Origin of the sequence: Parvibaculum sp. (genome assembly GCF_035325945.1) — a bacterium.
Lineage (GTDB): Bacteria > Pseudomonadota > Alphaproteobacteria > Parvibaculales > Parvibaculaceae > Parvibaculum.
Genome location: NZ_DAOKYX010000001.1, coordinates 301,609 through 324,562 on the forward strand (window position 1 = coordinate 301,609; position 22,954 = coordinate 324,562).

General features: G+C 64.7%; 24 protein-coding genes. 14 read left to right on the forward strand and 10 right to left on the reverse strand.

Translation table 11 applies throughout. The annotated features are described in order from the left end of the window. Window positions 1-16: 16 nt before the first annotated feature. Window positions 17-775: a cytochrome c oxidase subunit II gene (gene coxB, locus PKA57_RS01470; RefSeq protein ID WP_324297260.1), complete on the reverse strand. Its 759-nt coding sequence runs from the start codon at window positions 773-775 to the stop codon at window positions 17-19. 628 nt (window positions 776-1,403) lie between these two features. On the opposite strand from coxB, the gene PKA57_RS01475 reads away from it, so the two are divergent. Genes PKA57_RS01475 through PKA57_RS01485 form a run of 3 tightly spaced genes read left to right on the forward strand, consistent with a single transcriptional unit; the run spans window position 1,404 to window position 3,901 of the window. After that, entirely contained in the window at window positions 1,404-1,802 is a 399-nt protein-coding gene (locus tag PKA57_RS01475; protein WP_324297142.1) for a hypothetical protein, read from the forward strand. A 27-nt stretch (window positions 1,803-1,829) separates the two neighbouring features. Beyond that, complete coding sequence (gene tldD / locus PKA57_RS01480; RefSeq protein ID WP_324297143.1) at window positions 1,830-3,263, forward strand: metalloprotease TldD; 1,434 nt, start codon at window positions 1,830-1,832, stop codon at window positions 3,261-3,263. A 26-nt stretch (window positions 3,264-3,289) separates the two neighbouring features. Further along, window positions 3,290-3,901 carry a hypothetical protein gene (locus PKA57_RS01485; protein WP_324297144.1) on the forward strand — a complete coding sequence of 204 codons (612 nt, stop codon included), beginning with the start codon at window positions 3,290-3,292 and terminating at the stop codon, window positions 3,899-3,901. Window positions 3,902-4,436: 535 nt separating this feature from the next. Here the strand turns inward: PKA57_RS01485 and PKA57_RS01490 are convergent. From PKA57_RS01490 to PKA57_RS01505, 4 genes are all read right to left on the reverse strand, one after another. Next, on the reverse strand, window positions 4,437-4,820 hold the full coding sequence (locus tag PKA57_RS01490; protein ID WP_324297145.1) for a VOC family protein: 384 nt from the start codon (window positions 4,818-4,820) through the stop codon (window positions 4,437-4,439). Window positions 4,821-4,847: 27 nt separating this feature from the next. Next, window positions 4,848-6,218 (reverse strand): glutamate--cysteine ligase, encoded by a 1,371-nt coding sequence (locus PKA57_RS01495; protein WP_324297146.1) that lies wholly within the window; start codon window positions 6,216-6,218, stop codon window positions 4,848-4,850. A gap of 142 nt (window positions 6,219-6,360) precedes the next feature. Continuing rightward, window positions 6,361-6,951, reverse strand: a complete 591-nt coding sequence (locus PKA57_RS01500) for an NAD(P)H-dependent oxidoreductase (RefSeq protein ID WP_324297147.1) — start codon at window positions 6,949-6,951, stop codon at window positions 6,361-6,363. A gap of 13 nt (window positions 6,952-6,964) precedes the next feature. After that, window positions 6,965-7,756, reverse strand: coding sequence for a 16S rRNA (uracil(1498)-N(3))-methyltransferase (locus PKA57_RS01505; RefSeq protein ID WP_324297148.1), 792 nt, complete (start codon window positions 7,754-7,756; stop codon window positions 6,965-6,967). A gap of 100 nt (window positions 7,757-7,856) precedes the next feature. Here PKA57_RS01505 and PKA57_RS01510 point away from each other — a divergent pair, with 100 nt between their 5' ends. Both PKA57_RS01510 and ubiA read left to right on the forward strand, forming a co-directional pair. Next, window positions 7,857-8,351 (forward strand): NUDIX domain-containing protein, encoded by a 495-nt coding sequence (locus PKA57_RS01510; RefSeq protein ID WP_324297149.1) that lies wholly within the window; start codon window positions 7,857-7,859, stop codon window positions 8,349-8,351. Between the two features lie 4 nt (window positions 8,352-8,355). Further along, window positions 8,356-9,273, forward strand: a complete 918-nt coding sequence (gene ubiA, locus PKA57_RS01515; protein ID WP_324297150.1) for a 4-hydroxybenzoate octaprenyltransferase — start codon at window positions 8,356-8,358, stop codon at window positions 9,271-9,273. Here the strand turns inward: ubiA and PKA57_RS01520 are convergent, their stop codons facing one another. Together PKA57_RS01520 and PKA57_RS01525 are read right to left on the reverse strand one after the other, a co-directional pair. After that, window positions 9,274-10,518 carry an MFS transporter gene (locus PKA57_RS01520; protein WP_324297151.1) on the reverse strand — a complete coding sequence of 415 codons (1,245 nt, stop codon included), beginning with the start codon at window positions 10,516-10,518 and terminating at the stop codon, window positions 9,274-9,276. It abuts the gene before it with no gap. Between the two features lie 231 nt (window positions 10,519-10,749). After that, entirely contained in the window at window positions 10,750-10,992 is a 243-nt protein-coding gene (locus tag PKA57_RS01525; RefSeq protein WP_324297152.1) for a hypothetical protein, read from the reverse strand. Between the two features lie 79 nt (window positions 10,993-11,071). Between PKA57_RS01525 and PKA57_RS01530 the strand changes: the two genes are divergently transcribed. The 4 genes from PKA57_RS01530 to PKA57_RS01545 all read left to right on the forward strand — a co-directional run bounded on the left by PKA57_RS01530 (window position 11,072) and on the right by PKA57_RS01545 (window position 16,024). Continuing rightward, window positions 11,072-11,725: a TetR/AcrR family transcriptional regulator gene (locus PKA57_RS01530; protein ID WP_324297153.1), complete on the forward strand. Its 654-nt coding sequence runs from the start codon at window positions 11,072-11,074 to the stop codon at window positions 11,723-11,725. Beyond that, window positions 11,722-12,744, forward strand: coding sequence for a fatty acid desaturase family protein (locus tag PKA57_RS01535; RefSeq protein WP_324297154.1), 1,023 nt, complete (start codon window positions 11,722-11,724; stop codon window positions 12,742-12,744). Before PKA57_RS01530 ends, PKA57_RS01535 begins: the two co-directional genes overlap by 4 nt. A gap of 96 nt (window positions 12,745-12,840) precedes the next feature. Then, complete coding sequence (locus PKA57_RS01540) at window positions 12,841-13,905, forward strand: phosphotransferase (protein WP_324297155.1); 1,065 nt, start codon at window positions 12,841-12,843, stop codon at window positions 13,903-13,905. A 169-nt stretch (window positions 13,906-14,074) separates the two neighbouring features. Then, complete coding sequence (locus PKA57_RS01545) at window positions 14,075-16,024, forward strand: PAS domain S-box protein (RefSeq protein ID WP_324297156.1); 1,950 nt, start codon at window positions 14,075-14,077, stop codon at window positions 16,022-16,024. A gap of 9 nt (window positions 16,025-16,033) precedes the next feature. Here the strand turns inward: PKA57_RS01545 and PKA57_RS01550 are convergent, their stop codons facing one another. The 3 genes from PKA57_RS01550 to PKA57_RS01560 form a co-directional block, all read right to left on the reverse strand. Continuing rightward, complete coding sequence (locus PKA57_RS01550) at window positions 16,034-16,678, reverse strand: glutathione S-transferase family protein (protein ID WP_324297157.1); 645 nt, start codon at window positions 16,676-16,678, stop codon at window positions 16,034-16,036. A gap of 121 nt (window positions 16,679-16,799) precedes the next feature. Beyond that, on the reverse strand, window positions 16,800-18,038 hold the full coding sequence (locus PKA57_RS01555; protein WP_324297158.1) for an acyl-CoA dehydrogenase family protein: 1,239 nt from the start codon (window positions 18,036-18,038) through the stop codon (window positions 16,800-16,802). 139 nt (window positions 18,039-18,177) lie between these two features. Then, complete coding sequence (locus PKA57_RS01560) at window positions 18,178-18,657, reverse strand: nucleoside deaminase (RefSeq protein ID WP_324297159.1); 480 nt, start codon at window positions 18,655-18,657, stop codon at window positions 18,178-18,180. Between the two features lie 89 nt (window positions 18,658-18,746). Here PKA57_RS01560 and PKA57_RS01565 point away from each other — a divergent pair, with 89 nt between their 5' ends. The 5 genes from PKA57_RS01565 (at window position 18,747) to PKA57_RS01585 (ending at window position 22,947) form a co-directional block, all read left to right on the forward strand. Continuing rightward, a complete protein-coding gene (locus tag PKA57_RS01565; protein ID WP_324297160.1) occupies window positions 18,747-19,685 on the forward strand; it encodes a pseudouridine synthase in 939 nt (312 codons plus the stop codon). After that, complete coding sequence (rsmD, locus tag PKA57_RS01570; RefSeq protein WP_324297161.1) at window positions 19,660-20,232, forward strand: 16S rRNA (guanine(966)-N(2))-methyltransferase RsmD; 573 nt, start codon at window positions 19,660-19,662, stop codon at window positions 20,230-20,232. The genes PKA57_RS01565 and rsmD overlap by 26 nt, the downstream gene beginning before the upstream one ends. A gap of 11 nt (window positions 20,233-20,243) precedes the next feature. Next, on the forward strand, window positions 20,244-21,113 hold the full coding sequence (locus tag PKA57_RS01575; RefSeq protein ID WP_324297162.1) for a TIGR01459 family HAD-type hydrolase: 870 nt from the start codon (window positions 20,244-20,246) through the stop codon (window positions 21,111-21,113). A gap of 228 nt (window positions 21,114-21,341) precedes the next feature. After that, a complete protein-coding gene (locus tag PKA57_RS01580; protein WP_324297163.1) occupies window positions 21,342-22,286 on the forward strand; it encodes a bifunctional riboflavin kinase/FAD synthetase in 945 nt (314 codons plus the stop codon). A gap of 10 nt (window positions 22,287-22,296) precedes the next feature. After that, window positions 22,297-22,947: a methyltransferase gene (locus PKA57_RS01585; protein WP_324297164.1), complete on the forward strand. Its 651-nt coding sequence runs from the start codon at window positions 22,297-22,299 to the stop codon at window positions 22,945-22,947. The last annotated feature ends 7 nt before the right edge of the window (window positions 22,948-22,954 follow it).

Consider the following 22,954-nt stretch of genomic DNA (forward strand, 5'->3'; position numbering starts at 1 on the left):
TGATCCGGCCGTCCGCTCAGCGGGCGACAGAAACCGCGGCGGTCTTCACGAGGTTCGACTGCCCTGCATCGGCCGATTTCTGCTGCTCGGCGAGCCATGCAGCGAACTCCTCCTTCGTCACGACCTTGATGTCGATGGGCATGAAGGCGTGGCTGGGGCCGCAAAGTTCGGAGCACTGGCCATAGTAGCTGCCGGTCTTCTCGGCGCGGAACCAGGTCTCGTTGAGGCGGCCCGGCACGGCGTCGATCTTGACGCCGAAGGAGGGCACCGCCCAGGAGTGGATCACGTCGGCCGCCGTCACGATCACTCGGACGGTGGTGCCGACCGGAACGACCATGGCGTTGTCGGTGGCGAGAAGGCGGGGCTGGCCCGGCTTCAGATCGGCATCGGCGACGATGTTCGCGTCGAAGGAGATGTCGCCATGGTCGGGATATTCGTAGCCCCAGTACCACTGATAACCGGTCGCCTTGATGGTCAGCTCGGCCTCGGGAATGACGACCTGCTTGTAGAGGAGCCGGAAGGAGGGAATGGAGATGACGACCAGAAGGATCACCGGAATGACCGTCCAGGCGACCTCGACGAGGGTGTTGTGGGTCGTCTTGGAGGGGGTCGGGTTCTTCTTGTGATGGAAACGAACCATCACGATCAGCAGCAGCAGCGTCACGAAGATCACGATGCCGCCGGTTACGGCGAGAAGAAGATCATGGAAGGTGTGGATGTCTTCCATCACCGGCGTCGCCGCCGCCTGCAAGCCGAGCTGGCCGTCCACAGCCATGCCATCCGCCCATGCCGAGGCGACGAGGCCGCCATCAAAGTGCCCGATCGCGAAAGCAATCGCGAAGAGCCCCATACCGATCAGAAACCGCATGCTTGTTCCCAGCTCCCAGTGTCTTCCTGCCGACGCAGAATGTCTTCCTGTCGACGCAGAGTTCTTGTCCGTAGAAAGGTCCGCTTGCGCCGCAAGGGCGTCGCAGCTCCCCTCCCGCCGTTTTCCCGGCCGCGTTTCACCCGGTCGGGGTCAGCGCCCCGCATTCCGGCGGAGCACATGAAAATCAATCTCGGGCGTCAAAAATCATAATCCGTAATCCGCCGCAAGCATCCAGACGGCGGAAAAATCCCCGCTCAAGCCGCATCCCCTCGGCACGAACCGCCCTCCGGGACCGTCGGAGACCCGGCACGACTCGCGGGGTTGAGTATAGACACCTTGCGGCCATCGGCCACAGATGTTCAGGACCTTTTGCGACGTTTTGCCACAAGGACAATCCCGTCCGGATCACGCAGCCGCCATGATTTTACCGGATTCCGCGACGTCAGATGCCCGCCACTTCTCACGGCGACAAAAAAGCCTAGAGTAAGACTTAATCTCAAACCGGAGGCTTGGAGCCGAAAGGCGGGAAGAAGCGATGCGCGACGAGGCCCTCATCCACTTTCATTACGGTTCGCAGATCTCGGCCGGCCTCGTGCTGACGGCCAACGGATCGGCGGCACCCGAACTCATCAGCGAGGCCGCGCCCTACCTCAATCCGCGCAATCCCGGCCGCTCGGCGGTCGGGTTCTGCGTCTGCCACCCGGATATGGTGGACGACATCGTCGCCCCTCCCCCGCCCGGCTGGCAGAGCTGGCGCTTTGCGCAGTGGGACGACTGGTTCGGCCGGATCAACGGCGTGTTCCTGGTGGACCTGAAGCTCCTTCGCGTCGTGCAGTTTCCGCTCTATAGCTGCGGCTCACAGGTGGTGCGCTGCGATCTTTCGGGCTTGCCGCGCCGGCTCGTGCCAGTGGAAGAATGGCTCGACCAGAAGTAACCCGCGTTTGACGAAAGCCAGGACCAGATGAGCAGCTCCGCAGACGATCTCTTCTTCTCCGCCAGCGGCCTCGACCGGTCGCGCGTGGAAAGCCTTGTCGGCGAGGCGCTGCATGGCGCCGAAGACGGAGAACTTTTTCTCGAATACAGGCAATCGGAAGCCCTCGCCTTCGATGACGGACGGCTGAAGACCGCGAGCTTCGACACGACGCAAGGCTTCGGACTTCGTTGCGTCGCGGGCGAATCGACGGGCTATGCGCACGCCTCCGACCTCTCGGAAGAGGCGATCCGGCGCGCGGGCGCGGCCGTGCAGGCGGTGAAGCAGGGCCGCAGCTTCAGCCTCGCCGAAGGGCCGAAGCGCACCAACATCCATCTTTATACGGATGAAAACCCGCTCGGCGCCCAGAGCTTCGAGGAGAAGGTGAAACTTCTCGCCGAGATCGACGCCTATGCGCGCGCGAAGGACGAGCGCGTGCGCCAGGTCTCGGCCTCCCTCGTCGGCGAATGGCAGGCCGTCGAGATCATGCGGCCTGACGGCAATGTCGTACGGGACATCCGCCCCCTCGTCCGCCTCAATGTTTCGATCATTGCGGGCCAGGGCGACCGGCAGGAGGCCGGAAGCTATGGCGTCGGCGGGCGCATGGGCTATGAGGTTTATATCGACCCGATGCAATGGCAGGCGCAGGTCGACGAGGCGCTGCGCCAGGCGCTCGTCAATCTGGAATCTGTGCCTGCGCCCGCGGGCGAGATGGACGTGGTGCTCGGGCCGGGCTGGCCGGGCATTCTTCTCCACGAAGCGATCGGCCACGGGCTCGAGGGCGATTTCAACCGCAAGAAGACTTCGGCCTTTTCGGGCCTTCTCGGCCAGCGTGTCGCGGCCCCCGGCGTCACTGTCGTCGATGACGGCACGCTTGCCGACCGGCGCGGCTCGCTCACGGTCGATGACGAAGGCACGCCGACCTCGCGCACGGTGCTCATCGAGGATGGCATCCTCAAGGGCTATATGCAGGACCGGCTCAATGCGCGCCTCATGGGCATGGCCGCGACCGGCAACGGGCGGCGCGAATCCTACGCCCACCAGCCCATGCCGCGCATGACGAACACCTACATGCTCTCCGGCCGTCACGAGCCCGACGAAATCCTCCGCTCGGTGAAGAAGGGCCTTTACGCCGTCAATTTCGGCGGCGGGCAGGTCGACATCACCAGCGGCAAGTTCGTCTTCACCTGCACCGAGGCCTACCTCATCGAGAACGGCCGCATCGGCGCCCCGGTGAAGGGCGCGACCCTCATCGGCAACGGCCCGGACGTCCTCACCCGCGTCGCCATGATCGGCAATGACATGCGGCTCGATCCCGGGATCGGCACCTGCGGCAAGGCTGGACAGGGCGTGCCTGTCGGCGTCGGCCAGCCGACGCTGCTTGTCAAAGGGCTGACGGTCGGCGGCACCGCGCAGGCGGCCTGACCGGGCGCGGAGCCACGGGGAAAGACATGAGCTGGCGCCGCTTCAGAATGCGGTCGAGCGATCCGACGCTGCTCGCGGGGTTCAGGCCCTTTCAGGCCGATCTCACCGCCCTGCCGGTGGAGGTCGATCTTTCGCCATCGCGCGCGGCCGGCTACGCGTCACTCGCCGGCGCCGGACTATTCGCCGCTGGGCTTGCGCTCTTCGTCATCCGTAACCAGCCGCTCGAGGGAACAGCCCTCTACGCCGCGCTTGCGGCGCTTCTTCCCGTCGTGCTCCTTCTGCTTCAGGCGTGGAGCGTTCTCGCCACGCGCCGCATTGCGCTTTTCGGCCCGCTCGACGTCCGGGTGACGGAAGCCGATGGCGAAGAGTGGCGCGCCAGATATCAGGACATGGCAGGCGTCCGCCGCCTCGAAATCGCGCAAGTGGCGCGCAACGGAACGACGCTTCATCAGATCATCGAACTCGTGGATCGCGACGGCACGAAGACGCTGCCCCTCTATGTACGCCGCGGCGCATGGTCGGGACAGGCGGAGCTTGAGCTTTATGCGGCGCGGCTTGGCGTGCCGATCCTCTCCGATGTCAGGCGCATGAGGGGCGCAGCCGGCTACCGGAAGGACCAGACGGCAGAGCGTCGCTGAAGCACTTGCGCTCCATGAGCGGTAACGGTCCGCGGCTCGATCCCATCTGGCCCTGCCGCCCGGGCCTTGTCCGAGGTCCGGTGGCGCGCAGCGCTCAGTGTCAGCGGCCCCTGGACCCCGGCATGAAGCCGGGGTGACAGTTATGCTTGGCCACCCCTTCTCAAGGTTGTCACCCCGGGCTTGTCCCGGGGTCCATCTTTTTTCAAGCCACGGCACGGGAAAAGATGGGTGCCGGGTCGAGCCCGGCACGACAATGAAATGAATTTCATTTCATTAATGGCGCATCCCCGGCATGAAGCCGGGCGACAAACACGGGGCGCCCGATCCTTCTCTAAGGCTGTCACCCCGGGCTTGTCCCGGGGTCCATCTTTAGGCCACGCGCATGACAATGTGGATGCCGGATCGAGCCCGGCATGACGGAGAGATGAATCTAGTTTCACAACTTCCGCGTCACCCCGGCATGAAGCCCGGCCAACACACACGGGGACGTCCGATCCCCCAAGAATGCCGCGACCGCCCGGCAGCCGCCCTCGCCTCAACCATTCTTACTGTGGCAGACCGCCTGCAACTTGTTACCGGCCGGATCGCGCACATAGGCGCCGTAATAGTACGGATGGTAATGGGGTCTCAGGCCCGGCGCGCCCTCGCTCGTGCCGCCGAATTTCAGCGCCGCCTCGTGGAAGGCATCGACTGCGACGCGGCTCGGCGCGAGAAAGGCGATGTGCCCGCCATTGCCCGGCACATGCGGCTTGCCATCGAAGGGCTTCAGAACGAACACCTTGGGGCCGGTCGCCGTGCCATAGCTCAGCGCGCCGTCGATCTTGAAGAAGGGCGCGATGCCGAGCGTCGCCAGAACCGCATCATAGAAGGCTTCGAGCTTCTGCGGATCGTCCGCCCCGATGGTGACGTGGCTGAACATCTCCCCTCCGCTCATGAACTGCGCCGATCAGAACGCATATTCCGTATAGGCAGGATCGACCTTGCCTCCCCAGCGGCCGTGATAGGCCTCGAGCATTTCCTCGGCGGGCGACTTGCCCTTGCCGACAATGTCCTCGACGGCGGAGAGGAAGACGGTTTCGTTCGCCGTGCCCGCGCCGTCGCCTCTGGCGCGCGCGCGCAGTCCGGCACGCGAAATCTCGACCGCCTGGCGCGCGACGTCGAGCAGCGTGCCCTTGCGGAACGGCGTCGCGAAACCCAGACGCGGAACATCGTCGCGAAGCCGCTGGCGCTCCTCCGCGCTCCAGTCCTTGACGAGATCCCAGGCGGCATCGAGCGAGGACTGATCATAGGTGAGGCCGACCCAGAAGGCGGGCAACGCGCAGATGCGCGCCCAGGGGCCGCCATCGGCGCCGCGCATCTCGATATAGTTCTTGAGCCGCGCCTCGGGAAAGATCGTCGTCAGATGATTGATCCAGTCGCCGCGCGTCGGCGTCTCGCCCTCGGCGCCCCTGAGCTTTCCTTCCATGAAGTCGCGGAAGGACTGGCCCGTCACGTCGATATAGCGGCCGTTGCGGAAGACGAAATACATCGGCACGTCGAGCGCATAATCGACATAGCGCTCGAAGCCGAAGCCATCCTCGAAGATGAAGGGGATCATGCCCGTGCGCGCACGGTCCGTGTCGGTCCAGACATGCGAGCGGTAGGAGAGATAGCCGTTCGGCCTTCCTTCCGTGAACGGAGAATTTGCGAAGATCGCAGTAGCGATGGGCTGCAAGGCGACGGCGACGCGCAGCTTCTTCACCATGTCGGCCTCGGAGGCGAAATCGAGGTTCACCTGCACGGTGCATGAGCGGTACATCATGTCGAGCCCCATGGTCCCGACCTTCTTCATATACTCGGTCATGATCTTGTAGCGGCCCTTTGGCATGACCGGAATCTCGTCGCGCCGCCAGCTCGGCGTGAAGCCGAGGCCGAGAAAGCCGACGCCGTGCTCGCCGCCCACTTCCTTCACCTGCGCCAGATGATCGTGCAGCTCGGCGCAGGTCTGGTGCAGCGTCTCGAGCGGCGCGCCCGAAAGCTCGAACTGGCCGCCCGGCTCCAGCGAAATATTGCCGCCGCCCTTCGGGCTCTCGAGGCCGATCAGCGTCTCGCCTTCATAGACGCCGAGCCAGCCGAAACGCATCAGCCCTTCGAGAAGGGCGCGGATGCCGTGCGGCCCGTCATAGGGAACCGGCGATCTGTCGGCAGTGAAGAAGGGAAATTTCTCGTGCTCGGTGCCGATGCGCCAATCCTCGCGCGGCTTCGAGCCGCGCTCCAGCGCGGCGACGAGATCGTTCCGGCTCGTGATGGGCTCGGGCCCTGCAACGAGTACGCTCATGAGAGCCCCCTGGCATTACTTTAAGACCGTGCCGTTTCCGGTCGAGCCGCTTGCCGTGCCGTCCCCGTCCGGTCTTTGATCTGGCGTCGGAAACATGTAGGGGTGCGCTTCTCCCCTGACAAGCACTAAGAAGTTGCGAACGTCACGCAAAACGGGCCATGCGGGCCTCGATCCGGCGCAGGTGACGCTCGCGTTTTTGAGCGCTCACCGTATCCATCTCGTAAAGCGTCATCCAGACCCTGGTGCCACCGCGACGGCAGAGCGCGCCGAGCCCCCGCATGATGATGCGGCGATGAGGCTCGCCCACCCATTTCGCCCACCACCAGGGCGAACCGCAACTCGTGATTCCGGCAAGCGCCCTGATATGCGTCATGCCGGGACGGATGACCTTGCCGCTCTCGGGCATGTGGAAGGCGACGCCGGGCAGCCAGACGCGGTCGAACCAGCCCTTGAGCATGGCCGGAAGCCCGTACCACCAGGTCGGAAAAACGAAGACGAGCCCTTCCGCCCATTCGAGATGCGCGACGTGATCGGCGACGCTCGCCGCGTTCCTCACCTCGTCCTGATAGTCGATGCGCTCGGCGCGGCTGAGACGCGGATCGAAATTCTCGGCGTAGAGATCGAGAAGGCGCGTTTCGTGGCCCGCGCGCGCAAGGCCGCGAAGCGCCGCATCGCGCATGGCGGCGCAGAAACTCTCCGCCACCGGATGACAATAGACGACGAGCACTTTCATCCTTCATCGCCTCCTACCAGTCGCCGAGGAAAAGCTGCACGGCGGCGAGCGCCGCGATCGCGGCCGTGTCGGCGCGCATGATACGTGGACCGAGGGAAAGCGCCAGCGTGTCGGCGCGCGCATGGAGGCGCGCGCGCTCGCCCGCGTCGAAACCGCCTTCGGGACCAATGAGAAGCGCGAGCGGAGCGCCTCTTCCGATCTCTCCTGCGAGACGCTCGAGCGCCGCCTTCGCGCCGCCGGGCTCCGCCGCCTCGTCGCAGAAGAGAATGCGGCGCCCGCCCGCTTCCTCGCTCCATCTGTCGAGCAGGCGATCGAGGCTTTCCGCCTCGCGCACTTCGGGCAGCGCCACGAGCCCGCATTGCTCGGCAGCCTCGATGACATTGGCATGAAGACGCGCATCCTTGACGCGCGAAACGATGGTGCGACGCGTGATGACGGGCTGGATGAGACCAGCTCCCATTTCGGTCGCTTTCTGGGCGATGAAATCGAGGCGCGCGCGCTTCACCGGCGCGAAAAGCAGCCAGATGTCCGGCAGGGCGATGTGAGGCCGCGTCCGTCCGGTCACGCGAAGTAGGCAGCTCTTCTTCGCCGCTTCCGCGATCTCGGCCGCCCATTCGCCGTCGCGCCCGTTGAAGAGCAGGACGTGCTCGCCCTCGCCCATGCGCAGCACATGGAGCAGATAGTGCGACTGATCCTTGCCGAGCGCGACTTCGCCGCCCTCGGCCAGCGGCGCATCGACATAAAGGCGCGTCTTGCCCGTGGCGCAATGCGCGGGGCCGCCCTCGTCTTCAACATCGTGCTCCATCGCCTCTCCCGGCCCTTCACGATCCGGCGCGGATTGATTGCACCGGACGGAACAGATGTATGGTAGGAACGAAGGGACGACAAACCAAAACATCGGCTCCATGCAGATCAGACGCACGGCCCGCATACTGCTTTTTGACGAAGCGCGGCGGCTCCTTCTCATGCATATGCACGACCCCGATGTGGCGGGCGCGAACGGCCGGGTGCTGACGCGCTCCTATTGGGTCACGATCGGCGGCGAGGTGGAGCCCGGCGAGGAACTGGCCGAAGGCGCGCGGCGCGAGATCGCAGAGGAGACGGGCCAGAGCGATGTGACGCTCGGGCCCGCCGTCTGGTATGGCGAGCATGTGCTCGTGATAAGAGGCGAGCCGCGCCTCCTTCAGGAGACATATTTCGTCGCCTTCACTGGGGACGGAAAGATTTCGGACGCGAACTGGACCGACACGGAACGCGCCGTCGTGAAGGAAATGAAATGGTGGGACGCGGAAGCGCTCCTGCAAAGCGACGCGCTGGTCTTTCCCACCTCGCTCAGAGAGCATCTGCCGCCGCTCCTCGAAGGGCGCTACCCTCGGAGCCCGCTCCGCATCGAACCGTGAAGCCATGACCACCGCCAGCCAATTCCGCGTCGCCGACGCGCCGCCTCAAAACTGGGTCGATAGATGGGCCCCGGCCTTCGCGCGGCCCTATATGCGGTTGATGCGGCTCGACCGCCCCATCGGCACATGGCTGCTTCTCCTGCCCTGCTGGTGGTCGATCGCGCTTGCGGCCGAAGGCTGGCCCGACCCGCTTCTCATGCTCCTCTTCGCCATCGGCGCGCTCGTCATGCGCGGGGCGGGCTGCACCTTCAACGACATCGTCGACCGCGATTTCGACGCGAAGGTCGAGCGCACCCGGCTTCGCCCCATTCCGAGCGGCGCGGTCAGCCTGCGCGCGGCATGGGTCTTCCTCGCCGCGCAGCTTCTCGCCGGGCTCGGCATCCTGCTCATGCTCTCGCCGCTCGCCATCCTGCTCGGCTTTGCCTCGCTCGGCCTCGTCGCCGTCTATCCCTTCATGAAGCGCGTCACCTATTGGCCCCAGTTCGTGCTCGGCCTCGCCTTCAACTGGGGCGCGCTGATGGGCTATGCGGCGGCGGCGAACCGGCTCTCGCTCGCGCCGGTGCTTCTCTATCTCGCCTCTATCGCCTGGACCATCGGCTACGACACGATCTACGCCCATCAGGACAAGGATGATGACGCGCTCATCGGCGTCAAGTCGACGGCGCTGCGCTTCGGCCCCATGACGCATCGCTGGATGTGGGGCTTCTACGGCGCCATGACGCTCGGGCTCGTCGCGGCCGGAGCCGCCGCCCATCTCGGCCTTGCCTATTATGCGGGCGTCGCGCTCGCCGCCGCGCATCTCGCCTCGCAGATCCTCCGGCTCGATATTGACGACCCGGCGCGCTGCCTCGCCCTCTTCCGCTCCAACCGGGATTTCGGCTTCATCGTTCTCGCGGCCATCGTCGCCGGGCGGCTCTTCTGATCAGACGGGCTTCACATCGCTCAGCCGGTCGATCTTGCGAAGATCGGGGAAGAGCCACATCCACAGCGCCACGACGCCGAGCGTGCCGACGCCGCCAATGACGACGGCGGGCACGGTGCCGAACCATCCGGCCGTGACGCCGCTCTCGAACTCGCCAAGCTCGTTCGAGGCGCTGATGAAGAGGAGATCGACGGCGCTCACGCGGCCAAGCTTGTCGGCGGGCGTCGCCAGCGGAATGAGCGTCGAGCGCACATAGACGCTTATCATGTCCGACCCGCCCATGATGACGAGAGCAGCAAGCGACAGGCCGAAATTCTCCGACAGGCCGAAGACGATCGTCGCCATGCCGAAGATCGCGACGCAGCCGAACATGGCAAGGCCCGTGCGGCGATTAAGCGGCATCCAGATGAGAAGAAAATTCACGAGCACAGCGCCTATGGCCGGCGCCGAGCGCATGAGGCCGAGGCCCTCGGGCCCCACATGCAGGATGTCGCGCGCATAGATCGGCAGCAGCGCCACCGCGCCGCCGAAAAGCACGGCGAAGAGATCGAGCGAGATCGCGCCGAGAATGATCGGCCGGGTGCGGATATATGCGATGCCGGCGGTAAGCCGCCCGAAGGCGGAAAGCGCCGGATCGACCGGCACCTGCTCGTGGCGCGTGTGGATGGCGATGAAGATGAGGGTGACGGCGAAGAAAAAGATGAGGCAGGCGCCATAGGCTGCCTCGGGGCCGAAGATATAAAGGAGGCCGCCAAGCGCGGGGCCGCCGATGACGGCGACCTGAAACGAGGACGACGAGATCGCGATGGCGCGCGGAAGCTGCGCCGATGACACGAGAAGCGGCACGAAGGCGCGAAGCGCCGGCCCGGCAAAGGCGCGCGAAATTCCCGTCAGCACCAGCACCACATAGAAGGGCCAGGCCGTGTGCGCCTCGAGATGCGTGAGCACCATGAGAAGCGCGATGGCGAGCGTCTGAAGCCCGTAGCTCGTCGCCACGATGAGGCGCCGGTCCACGCGGTCGGCAATGTCGCCCGCCGGCAGCATGAGCAGCACCATGGGGAGAAACTGCGCGAGCCCGGCGAAGCCCAGCGCCATGGGGCTCGACGTGATGTCGTAGATCTGCCAGCCAACGGCGACCGACTGCACCTGCGCGCCGAGCGTGCCGAGAAACCGCCCCGACAGGAACAGCCTGAAATCCCGGACGCGCAGAACGCCTTGAAGGGAAGTCGGGGAAACTGAGGACATGTTGCAACGGGCCTCCGAAGCGCCGGGCGGAGCCCCTGCGGGCGACATTTATGACCGAAACACAGGCCGAAGTCGCCTGCCCATGCGGGCGGCGGGCAGCAGGTCCTGCCCCGCCCGTGCAAATATGACGCAGTGTTCAAGACTTGAGATGTTGTGCTGCAACACCTACATATGTTGCGTTGCAGCATAGCAATCACATCGGAAGGAGAAATCCATGTTCAGACAATGGCTTCATGCAGCGGCCATCACGACGGCGGCCTTCTGCGGCATGTCTGCCTGGGCGGATGTGATCATGGAGGAGCAGCGCCGGAAACTCCCGGCGAGGAAGGCAGTATCGAAGCCGATCGAGGTCTCGACGCCGCGCAGGTCACCCATTTCCCGCGCCGCGGCCTGATGCATCCGTGAGAGTGAATTTATATTCACTCCTATAATACGCAAATGAATGGCGATTATGCTGCATTGCGAAATCGCCATTCAGCGCTATCCCTCATTGCAGCTTGACGACTCGGCGTGAACAGTAGTTCATTCCTCAAATGGAATGGAGGTTCACGCCTTGGCCTATCGACGCACCGATCATGTCTCCGCCCGTCTCGCCGACACGCGCCGGCGCATTCTGAACGCCGCCCGCGAGCTGGTCGCTGAAGGCGGATTCAGTGCCGCCCAGATGACCGAAGTGGCACGCAAGGCCGCCGTGGCGACCGGCACCCTCTATCGATATTTCCCGTCCAAGGAAGAACTCTGCCGCCAGGTCTTTCGCGAGGTTTCGGCCCGCGAGATGAACCTGCTCGTCGGCATCGCGCAGGGCGAGGGCTCGGCACGCGAGCGGCTGGACAGGGTGCTGCGGACTTTCGCCACCCGCGCCGTGCGCGGACGCCGGCTTGCCTATGCGCTGCTCGCCGAGCCCGTCGATGTCGGCCTTGCCGAGGAGCGGGGCCGCTTCCGCCGTACCCATGGCGAGATTTTCGCGAGCATTCTCGAAGAGGGCATTGCAAGCGGCGAGATCGCGCCGCTCAATGTGAAGATCGCGGCCGCCTGCATCGCCGGCGCCATCCCCACCGCCCTTATCGGCCCGCTCGCTCCCCAGTCGCATGAACTTGACGAGAACGCCGACAGGGTAGTCGATGAAATCGTACACTTCTGCCTTGCAGCCGTCGGCGCGGGCCACCCCCATAACAAGAATAATGATCTTCGGAGGATGACGGCATGATCGGCGCCAGCGAACTTCTGACCCCTCAGCAGCTTGCCGAAGTGCGCAAGCGCTCGGATCTGCGCGGGCTATGGGTGGTGTTTCACGCCTGGGCCGTGATTTTCGGTGCCATGGCGGTTTTCGTCTGGTTTCCCAATCCCATCACCTTTCTCGTCGCGGTGGCGGTGATCGGCGCGCGCCAGCTCGGCCTCGCCATTCTCATGCATGACGGCGCGCATGGCATTCTCTGCCACAATCCGAAGCTCAACATGTTTCTGAGCCAGTGGCTCTGCGCCTACCCCATGCTTGCGGAAACCGGCGCCTACCGGCGCTATCACCTCAAGCACCATGCCAATACGCAGCAGCCCGAAGACCCGGACCTCATCCTCTCGGCGCCCTTCCCCATCACGAAGAAGAGCTTCCGCCGCAAGATGATCCGTGATCTGACGGGCCAGACGGGCTACCAGCAGCGCAAGGCGCAAATCCTGAACGCGCTCGGCCCTTCGGACTGGCCGTTTTCGCGCCGCCTCGAGAATTACTGGAACAAGCTCGGTCGCCCCACCATCGCCCAGGCCGTCATCTTCGCGATTCTCGCGGCCAGCGGTCACTGGTATCTCTATTTCGTGCTCTGGCTCCTGCCTTTCCTGACGTGGCAGCAGGCGATCACGCGCATTCGCAATATCGCCGAGCACGCCATGGTGCCGGACAACAGCGACGACTTCCGCAATGCGCGCACGACCAAGGCAAATTTCATCGAGCGCGCGCTCATCGCGCCCTACTGGGTCAACTACCATGTCGAGCACCATCTGCTCATGTGGGTGCCCTGCTACAACCTGCCCAAGACCCGGGCCTTCCTCATCGCCAACGGCTTCGGCCCCCGCATGGAGACGAAGGGGAGCTACGCCGAAGTGCTGCGCATGGCGACTTCGCGCCCCGACGATGAAGACCAGCGCGGCAAGCTCGTTCACAATGCGCGCCGCCAGCGCGTCACCGGAACGATGAACGAAGGCTTCCAGCCCACCGACGGAACGGCGGCCTGAGGCGGGCCCGGCCCTTGCGTCAAGGCGCGTCGCTTTGCGCCTCCGGTCGGCCATGCTAAATCTCCCTCAACAAGAAATTCCGAGGGAGAGAAGGTCATGGCCGATGGAGCGCAGAGGGGCGCCGACGCGGAGACAACCGAAATTCGCGAGGCCCATCGCTTCGATGTGAAGCGGCTCGAGGCCTATTGCCACGACGCCGTCGAGGGATTTGCAGGCCCGCTCACCGTGCGCCAGTTCGAGGGCGGCCAGTCGAACCCGACCTTTCTTCTCATCACGCCGACGCGGCGCTATGTCATGCGCAAGAAGCCGCCCGGCGTGCTGCTTGCCAGCGCGCACCAGATCGACCGTGAATATCGCGTGATGAAGGCGCTTGCGGAAACCGACGTGCCGGTGCCGCACATGTATGCGCTCTGCGAGGATGACAGCGTCATCGGCACGGCTTTCTATGTCATGGAATATCTCGAGGGCCGCGTCTTCCGCGATCCGACGATGCCGGGCTCGACGGAGGCCGAGCGCCGCGCGGTCTATACGAACCTCGCCGAGAATCTCGCGAAACTTCACAAGGTCGATTACGAGAAGGTGGGGCTCGGCGACTTCGGCAAGCCGGGCAATTATTTCGAGCGCCAGATCGGGCGCTGGATCAAGCAGTATCGCGGCGCGCAGACGGCGGACATTCCGTCGATGGAAGAACTCATCAAATATCTGCCGAACCATATTCCCGACGAGCAGTCGGTGACGATCGCGCATGGCGACTACCGGCTCGGCAACACCATGTTCCACCCGACCGAGCCCCGCATGATCGCGGTCCTCGACTGGGAACTCTGCACCATCGGCCATCCGCTCGCGGACGTTGCCTATAACTGCATGTACGACCTTCTCGGCGTGGCGGGCGGTTTCGGCCCGGTCGACCGGACCAAGACGCCGGGCGTGCCGACGGAGGCTGAATATGCGGCCGCCTATTGCCGCTTCTCCGGCCGCGACCGCATCGAGAACTGGAATTTCTATCTCGCCTTCTCGATGTTCCGCCTCGCCTCGATCAGCCAGGGCGTCTACAAGCGCGGGCTCGACGGCAATGCCAGTTCGGAGCGGGCGATGACGCTCGGCGATGCGTGCCGCCAGCTTGCCGACCATTCCTGGCAGATCATCCAGCGCGGCGACTGAGGCCGCGCACCGCCACGCCCCTTCGCCGGCATGGTTAATGCCGGATGAACGGCAAAGGCAGTTCAAGATATCTTAAATCCAATGCTTTTAAGGTAACCCCCGTCCGGCGAGCGCACAGGAAGTGCCGTTGCTCGCCGACGGCCGGCCGGGACCGGCACCGGGGTGGGACATGGTCGATCGCAACAATGCGAAACCGACGACGGGCGCAGCGCGTGATTGGCGCTACGATCGCGTGTCCGCGACCGGCGGCAGCAATTTCTTCCGGGCACTGATCGAGAATGTGGGCGACATCGTTGCCCTGCTCGACCGCAACGGCACCGTTCTCTACCAGAGTGCCGCCGTCATGGAAGTTCTCGGCCATGAGATCGTTCCGCCGGTCGGCCATTCCGTTCTCGACAGCGTGCATCCGGAAGACCGCGAGCGCATGCGCGAACGCATCGCCATTTGCGCCAGAACGCCCGACTGGATGTCGATGGAGACGTTCCGTCTCCGACACCGCGACGGAAGCTGGCGCTGGATGGAAGCGCGGGCGAAGAACATGCTCGACGACCCCGAGGTCGGGGCCATTCTCTGCATTTCGCGCGACGTCACACAGACGCGCCGCCTCGAGCAGCAATTGCGCGAAGCAGAGCAGCTTGCCCGCTTCGGGCACTGGCGCTGGGCGAAGAACGAGCCCGCTCCGCGCTGGTCAGACGGCGCGGCGAAGATACTCGACCGGCCGGCCCAATCCATGCCCACGGATGGCGACTGGCATCGCGATCTCATCCACCCGGAAGATCAGGAGGCCCTTCTCTCGAAACTTCTGGAGGTCTTCGACACGAAGGAGTCCATCATAGCGGTGTCGCGCTACCGCTCGGGCGATGGCGGCTATCGCCACATCAAGACCTATGCCTATGCCGAATTCGACGCCAGCGAGGAAATCGGCGCGCTGTTCGGGCTGGTCGAGGATGTGACCGAGCAGGTTCACGCGGAGGAAGCGCTCCGCCACAGCGAGGCGCGCTACAGGCTGCTTGCGGAACAGGCGTCCGACATCGTCCACCATGCGACGCCCGCGGGCGAGATCATCTTCATTTCGCCATCAGTGGAAGGAACGCTTGGCTACCCGCTCGACGAGCTTCTGCAAATGTCGAATCTGGACGAGATCCTGCACCCGGAAGATCGGGAGCGGGTGGTCATGACCTACAGGGAACTCGCCACGAGCCGGGAGACGCTGCGCGTCGAATTCCGCCTGCGTCACAAGGCGGGAAACTATGTCTGGCTCGAATCCACCTTGCGGGGCGTGCGCGGGCCTGACGGATCGGTGAGCGAGATTGTCGGCATCACGCGCGATGTGAGCGAGCGCAAGCGCAATGAAATCGAGCTCATGGAAGCGCGCGAGCGCGCCGAGACGGCGAGCCACACGAAATCGCGCTTCCTCGCCAATATGAGCCATGAGCTGCGGACGCCGCTCAACGCCATTATCGGCTTTTCGGAAATGCTCAAGCTGCAGATGTTCGGCGAGCTTGGGCACTCGCGCTACCGGGAATACGCGCAACTCATCAATGAGAGTGGCGCGCTGCTTCTCGATCTCATCAACGACATTCTCGACATGTCGAAGATCGAGGCGGGCAAATATGAACTCCATCACGAGCCGATCGACATTCGCGAAGTGGTGCAAGGCGCGGCGAGGCTCGTGCAGGGGCGCGCCGAGGATGGCGGCCTGCTCCTCGATGTGGACATTCCCGCCGACGTCGCGGCCCTGCCGCTTCAGGCCGATGCGCGCGCGCTGAAGCAGATCCTGCTCAACCTGCTGTCGAATGCGATCAAGTTCACGCCGGCTGGCGGGCGGGTCATCGTCGCCGTCAGGCGGCGCGACGGCGCCGTCTCGATGAGCGTGACCGACACCGGCCAGGGCATTCCGGCGGAGGATATTTCACGGCTCGGCCAGCCATTCGAGCAGGCATCGAGCGATGCGAGCCTCAGCAAGCAGGGAACGGGGCTCGGGCTTGCGCTTGTGCGCTCGCTCGCCGAGCTTCACGGCGGCACGTTCAGGATCGAAAGCGAGCTTGGCCAGGGAACGACGGTGGAAGTGGCGCTGCCACTGGTGCCGCGCCGCCACGCGACGATCGCCGCGCAGTAAGGGCTCCCGTCAGCGTCCCATCACCCGCTGAAGCGCCGTGGCAAGCTCCGCAAGCACGCGGGCCGCATGCGGATCGCGCTTCAATCCTTCCCAATAGGATCTGACCTGCGGCAGCGCCCCGAAGGGATCGGCATATCCGAACATCGGCCCGATCTGCTCATAGAAAAAGAGGATCGGCGCGAGCGTGCAATCGGCGAGCGAGAGCTTTCCGCCGACGGCATAGGGCGAACCGTCGAGATAATGGGCGAGCCACTTCATGCCCTTGTCGAGTTCGGCAAGCTCGCGCTCGACCAGCGCCTGGTCGCGGCCTTTCGGATTGATCTGGCCGAAGAGCCTGTTCATCGGCTCCATGACATAGAGATCACCGATACGCGAGAGGAGGCGCATCCGCGCGCGCTCCTTCGGATCGTCGGGCCGGAGCGGCAGGCCGAGGCCCGCATCGTCGAGATATTCGCAGATGATTTCGGATTCGGGCAGCGCCTCGCCGTCGCAAACGAGCGTCGGCACCTTGTGCATGGGATTGAGCCCTTCAAGCTCTCGTTCAAGCTCCGGCGTGCCGAAGCCGTCGACGATCTCGACATCGAGCCCCTTGGCATAGATGGCGAGCCTTACCCGCGCCGAATAAGGCGATAGCTGCGAGTTGAAAAGCCTCATGCCCCCTCTCCCCCTGCCAATTCGCGTTCCCGGCCATCCCGGCGAACCAGAACCATCGCCGGAAGGCAGAACGGCCGGCCTTTCGATAGGGCCGGCCGTTCAAGATTAGCTCACGCGGACCTTATTCGGCCGCCGCGCGCACCTTGTTCGAGTACTTCTTGAACTCGAGCTTGGCAATGGTGCGGGCGTGGACTTCATCCGGCCCGTCGGCGAGACGCAGCGTGCGCATGCCGGAATACATGCGGGCAAGACCGAAATCGGTCGTCACACCGCCGCCGCCATGCGCCTGGATCGCGTCGTCGATGATCTTGAGCGCGACATTCGGCGCCGCGACCTTGATCATGGCGATTTCCGCACGGGCGATCTTGTTGCCCACCGTGTCCATCATGTAGGCGGCCTTGAGCGTCAGGAGGCGGGCCATCTCGATGTCGATACGGGCGCGGGCGACGCGCTCTTCCCACACGGAGTGCTCGGCGACCTTCTTGCCGAAGGCTTCGCGCGTGAGCAGGCGCTTCACCATCAGCTCGAGCGCGCGCTCGGCGACGCCAATGGTGCGCATGCAGTGATGGATGCGGCCTGGCCCAAGGCGGCCCTGGCTGATCTCGAAGCCGCGGCCTTCACCGAGAAGCAGGTTCTCGGCCGGGACGCGGACATTCTCGAGAATCACTTCCGCATGACCATGCGGAGCGTCGTCATAGCCGAACACGGGCAGCATGCGCACGACCTTGACGCCCGGTGCGTCGAGCGGCACGAGGATCTGCGACTGCTGGCGATAGGTATCGGCCTTGGGGTCGGTCTTGCCCATGACGATCGCGATCTTGCAGCGCGGATCGCCGACGCCCGACGACCACCACTTGCGGCCGTTGATGACGTATTCGTTGCCGTCGCGCTCGATGCGGGTCGAGATGTTGGTCGCGTCGGAGGAGGCGACATCCGGCTCCGTCATGAGGAAGGCCGAACGGATCGTGCCTTCGAGCAGCGGCTCCAGATATTCGCGCTTGTGGCGCTCATTGCCATAGCGCTCCAGCACTTCCATGTTGCCGGTATCGGGCGCGGAGCAGTTGAAGACTTCCGAGGCCCAGCCGACGCGGCCCATGATCTCGCAGAGCGGCGCATATTCCATGTTGGTGAGGCCGCCGCCGCGCTCGGATTCGGGCAGGAACAGGTTCCAGAGCCCTTCGGCCTTCGCTTTCGGCTTCAGATCCTCGAGGATCTGCGGCACCTGCCAGGGATTGCCCGCCTTGCGGAAGGCGTCCATCTGGTCGTTATAGGTCTTTTCGTTCGGATAGATGTGCTCGTCCATGAACCGCTGCAGGCGGGCCATGAGCTCCTTCGTCTTGTCGGAATATTCGAAATCCATGTGCATTCCTTCCGATTGCGTGTGACCGGGGAAAACGCCATGGCGTCCCCCCATTCAATGGCGAATGCGAGGACTGTAGCCGGTTGCACGGGCTAAATCACCCGCCAAATCGCGGGACAAATTGACCGGGCCGCCGCTTTCAGTTTCGCCGCAGCGCAAAAAAGCCGCGAAGCATCTCCGCCGCGCGCCGCTCGCCAATGCCGCCATAGATCTCCGGCACATGATGGCAGGTCGGCTGTGCGAAGATGCGCGGCCCGTGCTCGACGCCGCCGCCCTTCTCGTCTGAAGCCGCGAAATAGAGCCGCCTGATGCGGGCGAAGGAAATGGCCGTCGCGCACATGGGACAGGGTTCGAGCGTCACATGGATGTCGCAGCCCGTCAGCCGCTCGGAGCCGAGCTTCGCGCATGCCTCGCGGATCGCCAGCAATTCGGCATGGGCCGTCGGGTCCCGGAGTTCGATCGTCCTGTTGCCCGCCGCGGCGATGACGGCGCCCGCCCCGTCGACGATGACGGCGCCGATGGGCACCTCGCCCCGCGCGGCCGCCGCCTCGGCCTCGGCAAGGGCGAGATCCATGAAGGTCGGCTGAATGATTTTCCCGTCGGGAGCGCTCTCGGTCATGGAGCCGACCCTGCCCGCCCCCATCGCCTTCCGTCAAGATCGGCGGAGCGGCCTTTCGGCTTTGCCGCACCCCTGCTAAAGAGGGGGCCATGAACGCCAGATCCGGCCAAGGCCGCACCACCACGCCCCCTGCCTCCGGCACGAGGGAGGGCGACCGTATTGCCAAAGTCATCGCGCGGGCAGGCATCTGCTCGCGGCGCGATGCCGAGCGCCTCGTCGAGGAAGGAAAGGTCACCGTCAACGGCAAGGTGCTGAAAAGCCCTGCCTTCAACGTGACCCCCCACGACAGGATCGCCGTCAATGGCGAGGCGCTGCCACAGACCGAGCCGACGCGGCTCTGGCGCTATCACAAGCCCGCCGGCCTCGTCACCACCGCGAAGGATCCGGAAGGCCGCCCCACCGTCTTCGAGCGGCTGCCGGAGCATATGCCCCGCGTCGTCTCCGTCGGCCGCCTCGACATCAACACGGAGGGGCTTCTCCTTCTCACCAATGATGGCGAGCTTGCGCGCCTTCTCGAGCTTCCCTCGACGGGCTGGACGCGGCGCTACCGCGTGCGCGCCTGGGGCGAGATCACGCAGGAAGAACTCGACAGGCTCAAGGACGGCATCGAGGTCGAAGGCGTCCGCTACGGGCCCATCGAGGCGAAGCTCGACAAGGTTCAGGGCTCGAATGTCTGGCTCACCGTCGCCCTGAAGGAAGGCAAGAACCGCGAGGTGAAGCGCGTGCTCGGCGCGCTCGGCCTCTCCGTCAACCGGCTCATCCGCCTTTCCTTCGGCCCCTTCCAGATCGGCGATCTCGCGGAAGGCGAAGTGGCGCAGGTGCCGAACCGCGTGCTGATGGACCAGCTCGGGCCGCATGGCGAGAGCTTCAAAAGCCGGATCGAGGCCGCCCCGCCCACAAGCCCCTCCTCGCCCGCGGGCCCACGGCGCGGCAAGCTCCATCTGCCGAAAAAGCCCGGCGCGAACCCGAAGAAACAGACCCCGCAAAAGGTGAACAGACCAAATGAGAATCGTCGGCGGCGCCCATAGAGGCCGCGCCATAGCGGCGCCCACCGGCCTCCAGGTGCGCCCGACCAGCGACCGCGCCCGCGAGGCCCTTTTCAACATTCTCGCCCATGCCGATTTCGGCGCGTTCGAGCTTCAGGGCGTACGCGTGCTCGATCTCTTCGCGGGCACGGGCGCGCTCGGCCTCGAAGCGCTTTCGCGCGGTGCCGCCTTCGCGCTCTTCGTGGAAGAGGATGCCGATGCGCGCGCCGCGATCCGCGAAAACATCGAGATGCTGCATCTGACCGGCAACGCCAAGATCTACAAGCGCGATGCGACGAAGCTCGGCCCCCGGCCCGGAAGCGTCGGCCCCGCCTTCGGCCTCGTCCTGATCGACCCGCCCTATGGCAAGGGTCTTGCCGCGCTCGCTCTCGTCTCGGCGCTGGAAGGGGGCTGGCTCGGCGAGGAGGCGCTCTGCGTCGTCGAAGAGGCGGCGGATGCGAAGTTCGACGCGCCCGAGGGCTTCGAGGAGATCGACCGCCGCAAATACGGCATCTCCGAAATCATCTTCCTGAAACCCGTAAGATCATGAATCGAGGTGACATGAGATCCGTGCCCCTCATTGCCGGACTTTCCACCATCGCCGATCGCTATGAGGCGCTCATCTGCGACGTCTGGGGCGTGCTGCACAATGGCAGGGACGCCTATCCGGGGGTCGCCGCGGCGCTCCGCACCTTCCGCGACAGGGGCGGCCATGTGCTTCTACTCTCGAACGCGCCGCGCCCTTCGACCGAGCTTCCTGCCATGCTCGGAAGGCTCGGCATTCCGGATACGGCCTATGACGGTATTCTGACCTCGGGCGACGCGACGCGCGAATGCCTCACCAGGCACACATTCGGGCGCGACTGCTATCACATCGGGCCCGATCGCGACCTCGCCCTTTTCGACGGCACCAATGTCACGCGGGTGGACGAGGATCGCGCGGCCTTCATCCTCGTCACCGGCCCGTTCGATGACGAGGTCGAGGGACCGGAAGATTACCGCGAGCAGTTCACGCGGCTCGTCGAGCGGCGGCTACCGCTCATCTGCGCCAATCCCGACATTGTGGTCGAGCGCGGGCCGAAGCATATCTATTGCGCGGGCGCGCTGGCGGCACTCTATGAGGAACTGGGCGGCGCGGTCACCTATTTCGGCAAGCCGCACGGACCGATCTATTCGGTCGCGCGCCAGCATCTGATCGAGATCGCGGGCAAACCCATTCCCGATACGCATATCCTCGCCATAGGCGACGGCATGGCGACCGACATGAAGGGCGCCGACACGCAGGGCATCGACGCGCTCTTCGTGACCGGCGGCATCGCGGCGGCAAAGTGCGGGCCCGATCCCGAAAATCCGCAGGCCGACCTCGTGTCGAGCCTCTGCGAGGAGGCCGGGATACGGCCCGTCGCGGCGCTCCCCCGCCTTGTCTGGTAACAGGAGAATGAACCGGGCTTCACATCTTGTGATTTCGCGTGTGCACGCGATAGAGTGCGCCCGCTTGTTGCCCGTTTCCCCAGCGCACAGAACAGTCATGGCCGTGTTCAGCAGAAGCCGCTTCGAGAAATCCGTCAGGAACATGAGAGCCCCCTTCGCCGGGACGTCCCTTCGTGCCGCCCTCGATCTCGCCTCCGCCATGCGCGGCGCGATGAGCCTCGGCCGCTGATGCAGATCCTTCGCCATTACGCCAATGTGCCGGCGCCGCTTCAGGGCGGCGTCTATGCGCTCGGCAATTTCGACGGCGTGCATCTCGGCCACCAGCAGGTGATCGCGAAGGCGCGGAGCATCGCCGAAGAGCTTGGCGCGCCGCTCGGCGTACTTGTCTTCGAACCGCATCCCAAGCAGTTCTTCTTTCCCGACAGGCCGTTCTTCCGCCTCACGCCCTTTCGCTCCAAGGCGCGCGCGCTGGAGCGGCTCGGCGTCGACATTCTCGCGGCGCTCCCCTTCGACGCGGCCATGTCGAAGAAGCTCGCGCCGGAATTCGTGCTCGATGTGCTCGTGAACGGCCTTCATGCGATCCATGTCGTTGCGGGCTACAATTTCCGCTTCGGCAAGGGGCGCGCGGGCGATGCCTCCGTCCTCTCCTATATGGGCGAGATGGAAGGCTTCGGTGTTTCGATCGTCGATGAGGTCGCGCAGGATGGCGAGGCGTATTCCTCGACGCGCATCCGCGAACTTCTCGGCGCCGGCGACCCGCGCGGCGCGGCGCGGCTTCTCGGCCGCTGGTGGACGGTCGAAACCCATGTGCGCGGCGGCGACCAGCGCGGACGGACCATCGGATTTCCGACCGCCAATCTCGCGCTCGAGGATCATGTCGAACCGGCGCTCGGCGTCTATGCTGTGCGGATCGAGATCGAGGACGGGCCGCACAAGGGCGTCTATGACGGGGTTGCCAATCTCGGCCGCCGACCGACCTTCGACAAGAAGGAAGTCCTGCTCGAAGTCCATATCCTCGATTTCGCGGGCGACATTTATGGCTGCCACGCCGCCGTCTCCTTCATCGAGTTCATCCGGCCGGAAATGAAATTCGACGGGCTCGAAAGCCTGAAGGCGCAGATCGCAAGAGACAGCGAGAAGGCCCGGCAGGTTCTGGCCGCTCTCGCGCCATGAACGGGGCGCCATGAACAGGCAGGAGGCGCGCGCCTTCATCCGGGCCAATACCGCGCTTCACGAACCGCCCCTCGTCCCGGAAGTCCGGCTTCATCTCGCCACCGAGGTCGTGCCCATATGGCAGATGACCGAGGAAGAACTGGAGAAGACCGGCCTGCCGCCGCCCTTCTGGGCCTTTGCCTGGGCAGGCGGCCAGGCGCTGGCGCGCTACATTCTCGACCATCCCGAAACGGTGCGTGGCAAGCGCGTGCTCGATTTCGGCTCGGGTTCGGGGCTCATCGCCATCGCGGCGATGAAGGCCGGGGCAATCTCGGCGCTGGCCGCCGACATCGACCTTTTCGCCGCGGCCGCCATCGAGCTCAATGCAGAAGTGAATAATAGTTCACTTCTTGTTGAGACCGAAGACATCGTCGGTGTCCCCAACCAAGGCTGGGACGTGATCCTTGTCGGCGATATGTGCTATGAGCGCCCGCTGGCGGAAAGAATTGAAAATTGGGTTCATGATTTGGTCGCTGACGGGGCGCAGGCGCTGATCGGCGATCCTGGCCGAACTTACTTGCCGAAATCCGGGCTGGAGAAACTTATCTCCTATGCCGTGAAGACCACGCGCGAGCTTGAGGACACGGATGTCCGCAATACGAGCGTCTGGCGGGTGTTGTGAATAGAAT